13 protein-coding genes and 1 tRNA gene are annotated in these 14,523 nt (G+C 44.0%); 7 read left to right on the forward strand and 7 right to left on the reverse strand.

All coding sequences use genetic code 11. The features are described from left to right. Positions 1-12 precede the first annotated feature (12 nt). From POW22_RS02285 to POW22_RS02295, 3 genes are read right to left on the reverse strand one after another with little or no spacing between them, the layout of a single operon-like run. Positions 13-1,809: a M1 family metallopeptidase gene (locus POW22_RS02285; RefSeq protein WP_272830893.1), complete on the reverse strand. Its 1,797-nt coding sequence runs from the start codon at positions 1,807-1,809 to the stop codon at positions 13-15. Beyond that, complete coding sequence (locus tag POW22_RS02290) at positions 1,809-3,476, reverse strand: S8 family peptidase (RefSeq protein ID WP_272830894.1); 1,668 nt, start codon at positions 3,474-3,476, stop codon at positions 1,809-1,811. Before POW22_RS02290 ends, POW22_RS02285 begins: the two co-directional genes overlap by 1 nt. Before the next feature lie 8 nt (positions 3,477-3,484). Beyond that, on the reverse strand, positions 3,485-4,345 hold the full coding sequence (locus POW22_RS02295) for an MBL fold metallo-hydrolase (protein WP_272830895.1): 861 nt from the start codon (positions 4,343-4,345) through the stop codon (positions 3,485-3,487). 159 nt (positions 4,346-4,504) lie between these two features. On the opposite strand from POW22_RS02295, the gene POW22_RS02300 reads away from it, so the two are divergent. After that, a complete protein-coding gene (locus POW22_RS02300) occupies positions 4,505-6,355 on the forward strand; it encodes a cation:proton antiporter (protein WP_272830897.1) in 1,851 nt (616 codons plus the stop codon). Between the two features lie 66 nt (positions 6,356-6,421). Then, positions 6,422-6,640: a hypothetical protein gene (locus tag POW22_RS02305; RefSeq protein WP_272830899.1), complete on the forward strand. Its 219-nt coding sequence runs from the start codon at positions 6,422-6,424 to the stop codon at positions 6,638-6,640. Here POW22_RS02305 and lepA read toward each other — a convergent pair. Next, positions 6,637-8,433: a translation elongation factor 4 gene (lepA, locus tag POW22_RS02310; RefSeq protein ID WP_272830902.1), complete on the reverse strand. Its 1,797-nt coding sequence runs from the start codon at positions 8,431-8,433 to the stop codon at positions 6,637-6,639. The two genes, POW22_RS02305 and lepA, sit on opposite strands and share 4 nt — an antisense overlap. Before the next feature lie 98 nt (positions 8,434-8,531). Here lepA and dusB point away from each other — a divergent pair, with 98 nt between their 5' ends. Then, entirely contained in the window at positions 8,532-9,524 is a 993-nt protein-coding gene (gene dusB, locus POW22_RS02315) for a tRNA dihydrouridine synthase DusB (protein WP_272830905.1), read from the forward strand. On the opposite strand, the gene POW22_RS02320 is transcribed toward dusB, so the two are convergent. Both POW22_RS02320 and rbfA read right to left on the reverse strand, forming a co-directional pair. Continuing rightward, a complete protein-coding gene (locus POW22_RS02320) occupies positions 9,521-10,726 on the reverse strand; it encodes an ABC transporter permease (RefSeq protein WP_272830907.1) in 1,206 nt (401 codons plus the stop codon). The genes dusB and POW22_RS02320 overlap by 4 nt on opposite strands. A gap of 1 nt (position 10,727) precedes the next feature. Continuing rightward, positions 10,728-11,123 (reverse strand): 30S ribosome-binding factor RbfA, encoded by a 396-nt coding sequence (gene rbfA, locus POW22_RS02325; protein ID WP_272830910.1) that lies wholly within the window; start codon positions 11,121-11,123, stop codon positions 10,728-10,730. A gap of 63 nt (positions 11,124-11,186) precedes the next feature. On the opposite strand from rbfA, the gene mce reads away from it, so the two are divergent. Both mce and POW22_RS02335 read left to right on the forward strand, forming a co-directional pair. Beyond that, complete coding sequence (mce, locus tag POW22_RS02330) at positions 11,187-11,588, forward strand: methylmalonyl-CoA epimerase (protein ID WP_272830912.1); 402 nt, start codon at positions 11,187-11,189, stop codon at positions 11,586-11,588. A gap of 52 nt (positions 11,589-11,640) precedes the next feature. Further along, a tRNA-Ile gene (locus POW22_RS02335) sits at positions 11,641-11,714 on the forward strand. 278 nt (positions 11,715-11,992) lie between these two features. On the opposite strand, the gene POW22_RS02340 is transcribed toward POW22_RS02335, so the two are convergent. Continuing rightward, positions 11,993-12,583: a riboflavin synthase gene (locus POW22_RS02340; RefSeq protein ID WP_272831841.1), complete on the reverse strand. Its 591-nt coding sequence runs from the start codon at positions 12,581-12,583 to the stop codon at positions 11,993-11,995. 91 nt (positions 12,584-12,674) lie between these two features. Between POW22_RS02340 and pdxA the strand changes: the two genes are divergently transcribed. After that, positions 12,675-13,736 carry a 4-hydroxythreonine-4-phosphate dehydrogenase PdxA gene (gene pdxA, locus POW22_RS02345; protein WP_272830914.1) on the forward strand — a complete coding sequence of 354 codons (1,062 nt, stop codon included), beginning with the start codon at positions 12,675-12,677 and terminating at the stop codon, positions 13,734-13,736. A 240-nt stretch (positions 13,737-13,976) separates the two neighbouring features. Next, positions 13,977-14,516, forward strand: coding sequence for a YceD family protein (locus tag POW22_RS02350; protein ID WP_272830916.1), 540 nt, complete (start codon positions 13,977-13,979; stop codon positions 14,514-14,516). Positions 14,517-14,523 lie beyond the last annotated feature (7 nt).

Genomic DNA, 14,523 nt, shown 5'->3' on the forward strand with positions numbered 1-14,523 from the left:
TGATGTGTTGATTTACATCTTCTTCATATTGTCATCGGGTTTGGCATCTGCCATCAATTTTGAAGGATCAATTTCAATGCTTTGAATGGTTTTTCCGTTAGACGGAATTTCAAAATCATAGGTCGGATACGCCCAGGCCCAATCGCTTAAAACCGTGCGATTCACGCCAGCATACGGATTGTCTTTTCCGCCACGCATCATGCGTAGTGGAATATAGAAAGACTCTTGAGACCCATCAGCATAAGTAACCATAAGGTCAATAGGCATTGGCATAAGGCCAGTGCGCTTAAGGGTAACTTGAGTCCCGCCTTCTGAAGCTATAACATTCTCAATTCCGTAGTCAATAGTATTGGTGGTCTGCCCAAAATCTTGCAAGTACCAATCCAATTCCATCCCCGAAACCTTTTCAGCTACTCGAATGAAATCATTCGGAGTAGGGTGCTTAAAGACAAAGTCCTTGTAGTAGCGTTTGATGGTCTTGGCCAAGTTCTCCTTACCGATCACATAGCCCAACTGTGCCATAAATACGGCTCCTTTGCTGTAGGCGGCAATTCCGTAGGCCATGTTGATGTCGTAACGATCGGCATGGGTGGTAAGCGGCTGTTCCTTGCCACTATTGGCCAGGTAAATGTATCCGCGGTAGCTACCTGTATGTGGGTTCTCGGCGTTTTCTCCCATGATCTCATTCATGGCCTCATTGGAAATGTATGAGGTAAAGCCTTCATCCATCCATTCGTGGATCGACTCGTTGGTAGCCAATAGGAATTGGAACCAGCTGTGGGCCATCTCGTGGGCAGTAACCCCCACTAAAGAACCGAATTTACGTTCTCCAGTAATAAGCGTACTCATGGCGTATTCCATACCACCGTCTCCACCTTGGATCACAGAATACTGCTTGTAAGGATAGGTTCCGATGTGGGTATTGAAGAACTCTAAAAGTTCAGCAGTTTTAGGCTGCAATTCTTTCCAATTCTTCAAGTTTTGTTCACTCATGGTCTTCTTGTAATAGAAGTTGAGCGTCACGCCATTGGCTCCCTGATAGGTATCGTGGATATAATCCGGATCGGCCGCCCAAGTGAAATCGTGCACCATAGGCGCATCAAAAACATAGGTTGTCTTGCCTCTTTTTGTGGTAGGCTGTCCAACCAAATATCCGGTTCCTCCAACAACAAAATCCTTATCAATGCTCAAGCTTACTTTCCAATCTCCCCAAACACCGTGGAATTCACGGCCAATGTATGGGTGGGCGTGCCAACCTTGGAAGTCGTATTCTGCCAATTTTGGATACCATTGCGTCATGGAATAAGCAACGCCCTCGGCATTGTAGCGTCCGCTTCTGCGGATCTGTACGGGTACTTGAGCGTCCCACTCCATATAAAAAGTGGTGCTTGCGCCCGGTAAGATCGGCTGGGCCAAATCAACCTCCATAACGGTTCCAACTACATCGTAATTGAGTTCCATTCCGTTTTGGGTCAGTTTCATCGGTTTGATAAATCCGATCTCTTCTGGACTCAATTTGGATATTCTGTCCTTTACCCGCGGATCTGCATCAGCAATAGTTCTGGAACGAACATCCATTTCACTGCCAGGCTGAAAAGCGTTGAAATACAAGTGATAAAACACACGGTTCAACGTATCTGGCGAATTGTTGGTGTATTCTATGGTCTGTTTTCCTTTATACTGATGGCTCTCAACATCAAAGTCGATATCCATAGTATAATCGGCCTTTTGTTGCCAGTATGAAGTGTTGTTCTGCGCAAAGCTGCTCAAGGTCAAGCAACCTACAAGCAGTAAAATGTAAGTTCTCATTATCGTGACATTTTATCAGCCATCAAGATGGCGTTGTACATATTGACCATTTTTCCAGAAGCGGAGATCTCACCAAATGCTTGAGCGTTAGAAGGATCACCTCCTAAAACAACATTTTGAGAAGAGTTCAATCCACTCTTCATCAAGATATCCTTTACTTGAGCCGCAGTCAAATTAGGATAGTAGGAACGAATAACTGCCGCTACACCTGCTGCAGCTGGTGCCGCCATAGAAGTACCTTGCTGATAGTCATAGGTGCTGTTAGGCATGGTTGACCAGATTTTGGTTCCAGGCGCAAACACGTCTACAGAAGTGTTTCCGTAGTTGGAGAAGTTGGCTACCATTTCACTACCGTAATCGTGGTGCAAAGCACCAATGGTGATAAAATTGTCTGAGATCTCAGCACCGTCCAATTCTTGATCGTTTGGATATACCTGAATACCGTCCAAGTCTAAGGCTTCATTACCAGCAGCATTTACGATAAGCACGTCTTTGCTCGCCGCGTATTTGATGGCATCCCAAACCCATTCTGGGTGAGGAGAATAGTATTTTCCAAAACTGGTATTGATCACTTTTGCGCCATTGTCTGCTGCGTATCGAATCGCTAAAGCGATGTCTTTATCGTATTCGTCTCCGTCTGGAACAGCGCGCAATACCATGATCTCAACGTTGTTGGCCACACCGTTCATTCCAATACCGTTGTTGCGTTCTGCAGCAATGATACCGGCTACGTGTGTTCCGTGAGAAACGTCTTCTTTGTCTGCCGTTGGTCCGTCAACATCGTTATTTCCGTATGACTTGTCGTTCCAATCGTCTGGATTGTCTCCAAGAGCACCTCTAAAATCCGCAGTCATATTGAAGTGAGAATCCATGCGCCCACCGAAGTAATCGATCCCTTCTTGAAGCTGATCCAATACATCCGGCACGGTGTCTCCGTAAGTAAGCATTTGCGTCAACATTCCAATTTGCTGCTGCGTAGTAGCATCAGGATTTGCAATTCCTTGCAAGTCTTTAGCGTTGTAGTCTTCTTTGCCTAACTTTTTAGCGATAGCTTCATGAGCCGGTTTAACTTGCGCTAAGATGGCATTGTATTGGTTTAAAGTTCCCTGTACATCGGCAACTTCTTTTTCGTATTCCGCTTTTGCTTTTTGATAGATCGCGTAATCTTCACGATCTGCAGCACTAATGGCAGCCTCTGATTTACCTTCGAATTTAGGCCCTAGTTTGCGCATATAACGAACATATTCCATGTTCTCAGCTACTATATCGCCCAAGAAATTCCAACCGTGGATATCATCAACATATCCATTGTTGTCATCGTCTTTACCATTGTTTGGAATCTCATCTTTATTTACCCAGATCACATCGTCTAGATCTTCATGCTCAATGTCGGTTCCGCTATCAATTACCGCAACGATAACAGTTTCCCCTTTCTTTTTGTTGAGCAGTTCTGCATAGGCTTTGTCAACACTCATTCCTGGAATGGTGTCCATTACTAAGTCTGCAGCTCCCCAACTTTTGGTTTGAGCCTCTGTAAGTGGCGCAACTTTTAAGGGTACTGAATCAATATTTCCAATAGGAGTTGAAACCAATGGAGCTGGACCTCCACAGGAAACCATAAACAGCGATAAACCTAAAGCTGGAATGATCATCTTCTTCATATTCATAGGTATCTTTAATTAAATAGATTATTAAATGTATGTGCTTGGTCAAAGCGCACGCCTTTTTCGGTATGCTTGACCGTGATAATTTCATGATGCGGATCGTGTTCTAAAAACAAGTACAATTCCTCGTTCGCCGCCCGATCCAAAAAAGCAGCTTTTTCATCCAAGGTCAACAACGGACGTGTGTCGTAACCCATCACATAAGGAAGCGGCACGTGGCCGGCTGTCGGAAGCAGATCTGCCATAAACACCAAGGTCTTGCCTTTGTATTTGATGTGCGGGATCATTTGCTTTTCCGTGTGTCCATCGGCAAAAAGTATTCCAAAGCCCAGTTCGCTAGACGCTGCATAAGGCAAACCTTGTGGATCCACAAAATGCAATTGCCCGCTTTCTTGTAGCGGCATGATGTTCTCTTTCAAAAAAGAGGCCTTCTCACGCGCGTTTGGATTCACGGCCCAATCCCAGTGGGATTTGTTGGTCCAGTATTTCGCGTTTTTAAACGCAGGGCGATATCCGCTTTTGTCTGCATTCCAAACTACAGAACCTCCGCAGTGATCAAAATGCAAATGCGTCATAAAGACGTCGGTGATATCATCCGGATGAAATCCGTGTTTTGCTAAGGAGCCCTCCAGACTGTAATCTCCCCAGAGGTAATAATAACCGAAGAATTTTTCGGATTGTTTATTGCCCATTCCGGTATCTATCAAGATCAATCGGTCTCCATCTTCAATAAGCAGACAACGCGCTGCCATATCGATCATATTGTTGGCATCTGCCGGATTGGTTCGCGTCCAAAGCGATTTGGGAACCACGCCGAACATGGCTCCGCCGTCTAACTTAAAATTTCCGGATTCAATAGGGTAGAGGGTCATTCCTTGAACAAAAGTTATGCAAATTACTAAAAGACAAAGACTCTTCCCCGATTAGGCCTCAGATTTTTGGGATTGTTAACGCAGTATTTTAACAATTTTAGCACTATTTGGTTCATTGCCGCCAAATCTTATTATTTTTAGAAAACCAAACCGCAGCACATGATTGAATTAGCAGGGATAATTGTTTTAGGAATTTTGGCCCAATGGGTGGCCTGGAAATTTAAGATCCCCGCCATTTTACCGCTGATCTTGATCGGTTTGTTTGTGGGGCCTATCTCAACCTTGATCTCTGAAGATGGCACCCAATGGATCCAGCCCATTTATAATGGCGATAAAGGCCTTTTCCCAAATCAGCATTTGTTCAATTTTGTGTCTTTGGCTATTGGAATCATTCTCTTTGAAGGAGGATTGACCCTGAAGCGCGGAGAGGTTTCTAAAATTGGTCCTGTGATCGGGAAGTTGATCAGTTTGGGTTCTGTAGTGACCTTTGCGGGAGCGGGTCTTGCGGCTCATTATATTTTTGGCCTAGACTGGCGCATTAGCTTTTTATTTTCTTCGTTGATCATCGTTACGGGTCCTACAGTAATCACACCCATCCTCAGAAATATTCCGCTTAAAAAAGACGTCTCTGCCGTTTTAAAGTGGGAAGGTATTTTGATTGATCCAATCGGTGCTTTGGTTGCCGTATTGGTCTTTGAGTTCATCTCCGTTGGAGGAGACGCAGGCTACACCAAGCAAGCATTGGTGGAGTTTGGAAAGATTGTCCTGATTGGTTTTGCCTTTGGTATTTCTGGTGGATATGCGCTTTATTACGCTATAAAAAAGAAATTCATTCCGCATTATTTACTGAACGTGGTGGCACTATCTGTGGTGCTTTTGATCTTTGTAGAGAGCGATATTTTCGCACATGAATCCGGCCTTTTGGCTGTGGTGGTTATGGGGATGTTCTTAGGGAATAGTGATTTACCCAACCTCAAGGAACTGCTTTATTTTAAAGAGTCTTTGAGCGTACTATTGATCTCCATACTGTTCATTTTATTGGCGGCAAACATTTCCTTAGAAGACCTTTTACTGGTTTACACTTGGGAGACTGCAGCGCTTTTGGCTGTTATTGTTTTTGTATTGAGGCCGATTGGAGTGTTCCTTTCTACCATAGGCAGTAGTTTAAAAACCAACGAGAAACTCTTTATCTCTTGGGTAGGACCTCGTGGTATTGTAGCTGCGGGTATTGCCTCGCTTTTTGGAACTAAATTGGTAGAGCAAGGCGTACGAGGTGCGGAGTATATTACTCCTTTGGTTTTTGCTGTAGTGTTAGCAACAGTACTTCTCAATGCGGCTACGGCCAGACTTTTTGCTCGTTTGGTCGGGGTGTTTTTGACCTCTTCTGAAGCGATTATCATTGTGGGGGCTTCCAAACCCTCACGAGTCATTGGCAGCTACCTTAAAAAGAACAAGCGCGATGTGGTTTTGATAGATACGAATGCCAGCAATATCAGTCTAGCACGTGAGCTCGGCTTGGATTCTATGAATGCAAACATTTATGAAGGCGATTTGACCGACAATATTGAATTCAATGATGTAGGTTTCCTTATAGCTATGACGGGTAATGACGAGATCAACAAATACGCTTTGACCAAGTACAGCGCTACTTTAGGTGAGAACGGATCCTATCGCCTTATGAGTGATGAAGAACGCAAAAAGGGGTTGCAGAACGGCAGCGCTCCAGAAGAGGTGCTTTCTACCACTCATGACTATGCAGATCTAACCCGTGTTGCTAACGAGTTTCCTTCCATTCAAGAGATCGATATTGATTCGGAGGTGGTCTTTCAGCGCCTTTTAGATTATATCTGCGAGCACAAGGATATGGTAGCTTTATTCTTAAAAACTCCAGATGGCGAGCTCAGCTTTATCAACAACTCTTCAGAAATGGACATTGTTGAAGGGTCTCAATTGGCTTACCTAGGCAAGACCATAGACGTTGAAAGTGTTTTGAAAAATGCTTCTAACTAGAAGGCAAAGGGCTGTTTGAAAAATAATCTCGCTAAACGAACGTTCCCATTGACAAAGCCATCCCTTATGAAAAGAGTTATCATCATAACCGCTTTTATTGTTGCCAGTTTTTCTTCTTGTAAGGACGATGATGTTTCTTGCGTGAGCTGCAGCAATGAGTTGACCCAAACCTTTACGCTTTGCCGTGAGGCCAATGGAGATGCCTCGGTCAACGGTGAAGACACCGACACCGATTATGATGTTTACCTCTCGGATCTAACCGAGCAGGGCACCAGTTGTAATTAGTCGTTGAGTTTTAAAACGGCCATAAAGGCTTCTTGTGGGATCTCCACATTACCAACCTGACGCATACGCTTCTTCCCTTTTTTCTGCTTTTCCAATAGCTTTCTCTTACGAGAGATATCACCACCATAACATTTGGCAGTAACGTCTTTTCTAAGGGCTTTTACCGTCTCACGAGCAATGATCTTGGCGCCAATAGCCGCCTGAATTGGAATATCAAATTGCTGTCTTGGAATAAGCTCTTTAAGCTTTTCACACATCTTTTTCCCAATGTCATAGGCATTGTCCTTGTGTAAGAGTGCAGAAAGGGCATCTACGGTATTGCCGTTGAGCAGCACGTCTACTTTTACCAAGTTTGAAGTGCGCATTCCAATAGGTGCGTAGTCAAAGGAGGCGTATCCTTTAGATACCGTTTTGAGTCGGTCGTAGAAGTCAAATACAATCTCCGCCAAAGGCATATCAAAAGAAAGCTCCACACGTTCTGGAGTCAAGTAATTTTGATTGGTGATCTGTCCGCGCTTTTCTATACACAGGCTCATTACCGGCCCAACAAAATCAGACTTAGTAATGATACTTGCCTTAATGAATGGCTCTTCCACACGATTCATGGTAGAAGGTTCGGGAAGATCAGAAGGGTTATTCACCAAAATCACCTCATCTGGTTCTTTGTTGGTGTATGCGTGATAAGATACGTTAGGAACCGTAGTGATCACGGTCATGTTGAACTCGCGCTCCAATCGCTCCTGAATGATCTCCAAGTGAAGCATCCCCAGGAATCCACAACGGAATCCAAAACCAAGGGCTGCAGAACTCTCTGGTTGGAAAACCAAAGAAGCATCATTGAGCTGCAGCTTTTCCATAGAGTTTCTCAGTTCTTCATAATCCTCAGTATCTACAGGATAGATCCCAGCAAATACCATCGGTTTTACATCTTCAAAACCTTCAATCATTTTGGTTGTAGGCTGCTTTGCGTCGGTAATAGTATCACCCACTTTTACATCACGAGCATCTTTGATCCCTGTGATGAGATAACCTACATCTCCCGCGCCTACTTTTTGTTTCGGAGCTTGTTTGAGCTTGAGGGTTCCAACCTCATCGGCAAAATAGGTTTTTCCTGTCGCCATGAATTTGATCTGTTGCCCTTTGCGGATCTCGCCATCAATCACTCTAAAGTAGGTTTCCACTCCGCGGAAAGGATTGTAAACAGAATCAAAAATCAGCGCTTGCAGCGGGGCTGCAGGATCTCCTTGAGGAGCAGGAATGCGCTCAATAATGGCGTTTAAAATATCTTCAATACCAATGCCCGTCTTGGCGCTGGCAGGAATTACCTCTTCGGCATCGCAACCTAAAAGATCAACAATGTCATCAGTTACTTCTTCTGGATTTGCACTCGGAAGGTCAACTTTATTAAGCACCGGAATGATCTCTAAGTCATTCTCCAAAGCCAAATACAAGTTAGAAATGGTTTGCGCTTGAATGCTTTGAGCGGCATCAACAACCAAAAGCGCTCCTTCACAAGCAGCGATAGATCTTGAAACCTCATAGCTAAAATCCACGTGACCTGGGGTGTCAATGAGGTTCAACACATAAGTCTCTCCTTCATACACATACTCCATTTGGATCGCGTGACTCTTAATGGTGATCCCGCGTTCACGTTCGAGATCCATATTGTCCAAGAGTTGGTTTTGACTCTCACGTTCAGTTACCGAACCCGTATATTCCAAAAGTCTGTCGGCCAAGGTAGATTTTCCGTGGTCGATATGCGCGATGATGCAAAAGTTGCGAAAGTGCTTCATATACTTGCCTTTGGGGCGATTTTTGCGCAAAGATAATGCAAAAGCGCGGCTTTTAGTAGCATTTTGTAAGAATCTGATTTTGCGTAATTTTGCAGCCAATGGCCAAGATAGGAGATATAGACGTAGGCGAGTTCCCTTTATTGCTCGCACCGATGGAAGATGTAAGTGATCCGCCGTTCCGCGCATTATGCAAAGAACAGGGCGCAGACGTGGTGTATACGGAGTTTATTTCATCAGAAGGACTCATCCGCGACGCAGCAAAGAGCGTGATCAAATTGGATATATATGAAAAGGAGCGACCTGTTGGGATTCAGATCTTCGGAGCCAATATGGATTCCATGCTGCAATCTGTAGACATTGTAACAGCATCCAAGCCAGACATCATTGACATCAACTTTGGGTGTCCGGTAAAAAAAGTGGTTTCAAAAGGAGCCGGCGCTGGGATTTTAAAAGACATTGATCTGATGGTGAAACTCACTAAGGCCATGGTAGAACGCACGCACTTGCCTGTAACGGTAAAGACGCGCTTGGGTTGGGACCATGACAGCATTAAGATCGTTGAGGTTGCAGAACGACTCCAAGATGTAGGTTGTAAAGCTATCTCGATTCACGGAAGAACGCGCGCCCAAATGTATAAAGGCAATGCGGATTGGCGCCCTATTGCAGAGGTAAAGAACAACCCGCGGATGCACATTCCTGTTTTTGGCAATGGTGATGTGAACACCCCAGAGCGCGCTGTTGAAATGCGCGATCAGTACGGATTAGACGGGGCGATGATCGGTCGTGCCAGTATTGGTTACCCTTGGTTCTTTAGAGAGGTAAAGCACTATTTTGAAACCGGAGAGCACTTAGCACCACCAACACTTCAAGAACGTGTGGAGGCAGCTAAACGTCACTTACAAATGTCCATTGATTGGAAGGGTGAAAAGCTCGGAGTTTTTGAAACCCGACGTCACTACACCAATTACTTCAAAGGAATTCCTCATTTTAAAGAGTACCGTACAAAAATGGTGACCAGCGATCATTCTGCTGATGTCTTTGCCACTTTTGATGAGGTTTTGGAACGCTTTGCGGATTTTCAATTTGTCTAGATCCTAGAGAGCATCTTTTCATTGACGTTTCTGGAAGCAATATTGGCGGCTATCACGCCCAAGATCAACATGGTTGCTAAGACCACCACAGCATTTAAGAGCGTGGGTTTAACCGGATAAGCTAAGGTTGCGGTGATGGCTACCCAGCCAAATTGCAATTGACACCAAACGATAATAAAGCCTAGAGCAAGCCCAATGGCACCACTAACAGCGGTCAATAGGACTCCTTGATAATAGAAGATCTTTCTTATCTCAGACCCCATTAGCCCGAGGTTTTGCAGCGTTTTTAAGTTTCCTTTCTTATCCAAGATCATCATGATGATGGCTCCAATCACATTGAAGAGCGCAATGATCAATACCAGAGTAAAGATCAAATAGACCGCAACATTCTCTGTGTTGAGCATTTTGTAGAGTGCATCGTTTTGTTGCAGGCGAGTTTTAATATCTACTGGATTTCCAAAGTGTTGTGCCAGGGCTGTTTTGACGACTTCGGGATCAGCGCCAGGGTTCAGCTTGATCTCCAATCCAGAAATGGTATTCTCATCATAGTCTAAAAGCCGTCGCGCCAAATTGATGTCTGCAAATATATAAGTGTCGTCTACGTCTTCATTTACATTATAGACTCCTGTAACTACCACGCGTTCTTTTCTAAAGGCTTGCTGCGGATCTAAAATTTGGCCTGTTCCCGGTTTGGGCGCGTAGATCTCCAGCAGCTCGCTGTAGTCATAGGTTCCCAGAGATAGCTTTACAGAAGTTGTGAGACCAATTACCGCTTCATTCTCACCGCTGCGAAACCAATCGTTAATAAAAAGAATGCTGTCTACGGGCACAACAGCCTCAAAACGGTCATCGACACCCTTTATGGTCGCAATGTGATTCTTGCCTTTAAAGTTTAGATAAACGCGCTCTTCAATGATCTCCGTAACCGCCAAAACTCCGTCCGTAGTTAAAATGGCTTGGCGTAGATTGGCATCCGTTCTAATGGTCTTACCACTTTGTGGGTAGACTTTAAGATCGGCATCAAAAACGTTAGTAAAACTCAACGAAAAATCGCGTAAGCCAGCAAAACCAGAAAGTACTATATACAAGGCGGCAGTGGCTACAATTACGCCCACAGCGGCAATGCGCGTTATTTTGTTAATGGCGTTGTTGTTGCTTTTGCTCCAGAGGTAACGCCTTGCAATGTAGAATGGCGTATTCAACTTAGGATTTTTTTCTTCTCCCGAGTAGATCCGGATTTTTGACAGGGTCCAGTTCCCCTTCCAGGGCTTTCTCTATAGATTCAATATACTCTAGGGAGTCGTCTAGGTAAAAGATCAGGTCCGGCATTTTTCGCAACTGGTCTCGGGTAAGTTGTGCCAACTGATGTTTGATGTTTGGTGTCACCGTTTTGATCTCCTCCATCATGGCCTTGGCGTGTTGAGCCGGAAAAATGCTCAAATAAACTTTGGCAATGGATAGATCCACAGTCACATTCACTTTAGTGACAGACACGACAACTTGGGTCTGCCCAGCCTCACGCAACATCTTTTGGATCAAGTTTGCGATATCGCTTTGCAGGATGCCTGCTATTTTTTTCTGCCGATTGCTTTCGTTCATAGGACAAAAGTAGCATATTTACTTATTGAATACATTATTCTAGCACAATTGAAATTAATATTAATGACAAAAATTGAACACATAGGAATTGCCGTGAAGGATCTAAAATCCGCAAACAAAGTATATGCCGCACTTTTAGGCAAACCCCATTATAAAGTAGAATCGGTAGAGTCAGAAGGGGTGGACACCTCATTCTTTGAGTGTGGAGAGTCTAAAATTGAACTTTTGGCCGCCACCAACCCAGAGAGCCCCATCGCCAAGTTTATTGAGAAGCGGGGAGAAGGGATCCACCACATCGCTTTTGCTGTAGATGACATAGAAGCGGAGATCGATCGGCTTAAAAAAGAAGGCTTCCGCGTTTTGAATGAAACCCCTAAGCAAGGGGCTGACAATAAAATCATTGCGTTTTTACATCCAAAATCAAGTAATGGTGTTCTTGTAGAGTTGTGTCAGGAGAGAAATTGAATTAAATAGTTTGCGGATCAATTAACTAATTTTACATTTGCACACTAATTCAGGACCCATAGCTCAGCTGGTTAGAGCACCTGACTCATAATCAGGGGGTCGAAGGTTCGAGCCCTTCTGGGTCCACTAGATTGTAAAATAACTGTTACTAATTCGCTTGGAAAGAAGCTTTTCCTTTGCGATTTTAAAAAAATTAGTACATTAGAACCCGAATATGCGACCCCAAATCGTAAAAATAACAGTCTTAGGACTGTGTTTGCTGTTGCCCCAAACAATAGCTGCCCAGAGTCCACCACCGCCTACGGGCCCCCCGCCACCGGGGCTTCCCATAGATGCATCAAGTTTTGTATTGCTTATTTTTGGTGTCGCGCTAGGTATCTTTATTGCCTACAGAAGAAAACGTCTTAGCTAGATTGTTTTAGCAATTTCTGAACGTATTTTCCCACAACATCAAATTCCAGATTGACCGTATCGCCTGCTTTAAGCGCGTGAAAGTTTGTATGCTCATGCGTGTAGGGAATGATCGCCACACTAAATTCGGTATCCGTACTGTCAACTACAGTAAGACTTACGCCATTTACCGTAATTGACCCTTTTTCTATTGTGAGGTTTCCTGGAATCAGATCATGTCTAAATCTATAGGTCCAAGAACCGTCTAAGGTTTCAGTTGCGATGCAGGTCGCTGTTTGATCTACGTGTCCTTGAACAATGTGCCCGTCCAAACGTGCCCCCATTTTCATGGCGCGTTCTAAATTTACACCACTACCCACAGCGAGTTCTCCGAGATTGGATTTTTGAAGGGTTTCATCTATAGCCGTAACCGTATATTGATTGCCATCAATGGCCACTACCGTGAGACAAACACCGTTATGAGCCACACTTTGATCGATCTGTAGCTCTGGCGTCATTTGCGCCTGCATGCTGATGTGGATATTTCCGCCATCGCGCTCAATTTTCACTACTTCTGCTACTTCTTCAATGATCCCTGTAAACATCTTAATATTGTTGTTAACTTTGTAGTACAAAAATACGAATAATCGCCCAGCTGTTATTGCTGAACTAAAGGCGGTTTAAGACCCAAAGGCTTTGAGCAAAAAAGAACAGATCACAGTAGGAATTTCCATAGGAGATCTCAACGGAATTGGCGGAGAGATCATCCTTAAAACCTTTTTGGATTCCCGTATGTTGGAGTTCTGCACGCCAGTGATCTTCGCTTCAGTTAAACTGATGTCTTTTTACAAAAAGCATTTTGGATTGCAAATGAATTTGCACGGCATTCACAAGTTGGATCAGATCGCTCATAAAAAGATCAACGTCTTTAATGTTTGGAAGGAAGGGGTGAATGTCCAATTTGGAGAAGAGCACCCAGAAGCTGGAGCTTACGCCATAAAGAGCTTTAAGTCTGCAGTGCGCGCCTTAAAAGAAGACAATATTGATGTTTTGGTCACCGCGCCAATTCACAAACACAACATTCAAGCAGAAGACTTTAAATTCCCTGGCCATACGGATTATCTCAATCAAGAGTTAGAGGGTAACAGTATGATGTTTATGATCAATGAGTCTTTGCGCGTGGGTCTTTTGACGGACCACTTACCGGTAAAAGATGTTTCTGCAGCCATTACACCAGAGCTCATTGAGACCAAGATCAAAACAGTCACCCAAACCTTAAAACAGGACTTTGGTATTATTACGCCAAAAGTTGCCGTTTTGGGGATCAACCCACACACCGGTGATAATGGCGTAATTGGAAAAGAAGACGATGAGGTAGTACGGCCAACTTTGGCCAAACTCAATGAGGAAGGGACTTTAGTATACGGGCCGTATGCGGCGGATAGTTTCTTCGGAACCAAGAATCACTTAAATTTTGACGCCATCATTGCCGCCTATCACGACCAAGGCTTAGTGCCCTTCAAAACACTATCCTTTGGACAAGGGGTGAACTATACGGCGGGACTTCATAAAATTCGCACCTCTCCAGACCACGGAACAGCTTATGATAAGGCCGGAAAAGGCGAGGCCGATCACACTTCTTTTAAAGAGGCGGTCTTCAGTGCTATTCAAATCTATAAGACCCGACAAGAATATTTAGAGTTGAGCGCTAATCCTTTGCAGAAAAGAGCCCGTAAGGTTTTAGCGAAGAAAAGATAGACCAGCAATACTCCAGCAGAAGTGATTCGAATTTTTCGCGTTGAAGTGAAAATTGAAATTTTTGTGGAAGGGAGCAGTGTTTTTTGAGCTGCATAGCAGCGCTACGGAGCGATAAAAACGCAAAGCACAGCCGCAAAAGGGCAATTTTTTAACCAACGGTGAAAAGTTCTAATAACTTCTAAATAAATTATTATCTTTGCAGCCGTCTTTGATAGAGACGGGATCGTAAACGAGTTGATTGTGAAGGAATTAAAAGCATATACTATCCCGTTTGTGGGCCTTAAATTAGGCGCCCATCAGTTTGACTATCAGATAGACAACGCGTTCTTTGAGCACTTTGAATATGATGAGTTCCATCAGGCCGACGTAAAAGTTGACCTAGAACTGGAAAAGAAAAGCACCCTTTTGGACCTGCATTTTCAGTTTGAAGGAACCGTCAACATCAATTGTGACTTGACCAATGAGCCTTATGATCAGCCGATTTCTGGCAATTTTGACCTCGTGGTTAAATTTGGACAAGAGTACAATGATGAAGAAGAAGATCTTTTGATTTTGCCTCACGGCAGTTACGAGGTTGAAATAGCACAATATATATATGAGAGTCTTGTGCTAGCTGTTCCAGTAAAAAGGGTTCATCCCGGAGTTGCAGACGGCACCTTGAAATCAGAAGCTCTAGAAAAGTTAGAAGAACTCAGTCTGAACAGTCAGGCAGAACAAACTGACGAGGATCAAACAGATCCGCGTTGGGACGATTTAAAGAAATTATTAACGGATAAATAAATAAGTA

The organism is Gilvibacter sediminis, from assembly GCF_028561565.1.
Classification (GTDB): domain Bacteria; phylum Bacteroidota; class Bacteroidia; order Flavobacteriales; family Flavobacteriaceae; genus Gilvibacter; species Gilvibacter sediminis.

Bases quoted from the DNA above. Each gene is read 5' to 3' on its own strand.
- POW22_RS02305 (WP_272830899.1), top strand. From the start codon at position 6,422: ATGAAAAGAGTTATCATCATAACCGCTTTTATTGTTGCCAGTTTTTCT.
- POW22_RS02340 (WP_272831841.1), bottom strand. From the start codon at position 12,583: ATGTTTACAGGGATCATTGAAGAAGTAGCAGAAGTAGTGAAAATTGAG.
- POW22_RS02300 (WP_272830897.1), top strand. From the start codon at position 4,505: ATGATTGAATTAGCAGGGATAATTGTTTTAGGAATTTTGGCCCAATGG.
- POW22_RS02295 (WP_272830895.1), bottom strand. From the start codon at position 4,345: ATGACCCTCTACCCTATTGAATCCGGAAATTTTAAGTTAGACGGCGGA.
- rbfA (WP_272830910.1), bottom strand. From the start codon at position 11,123: ATGAACGAAAGCAATCGGCAGAAAAAAATAGCAGGCATCCTGCAAAGC.
- POW22_RS02285 (WP_272830893.1), bottom strand. From the start codon at position 1,809: ATGAGAACTTACATTTTACTGCTTGTAGGTTGCTTGACCTTGAGCAGC.
- mce (WP_272830912.1), top strand. From the start codon at position 11,187: ATGACAAAAATTGAACACATAGGAATTGCCGTGAAGGATCTAAAATCC.
- POW22_RS02290 (WP_272830894.1), bottom strand. From the start codon at position 3,476: ATGAATATGAAGAAGATGATCATTCCAGCTTTAGGTTTATCGCTGTTT.
- dusB (WP_272830905.1), top strand. From the start codon at position 8,532: ATGGCCAAGATAGGAGATATAGACGTAGGCGAGTTCCCTTTATTGCTC.
- lepA (WP_272830902.1), bottom strand. From the start codon at position 8,433: ATGAAGCACTTTCGCAACTTTTGCATCATCGCGCATATCGACCACGGA.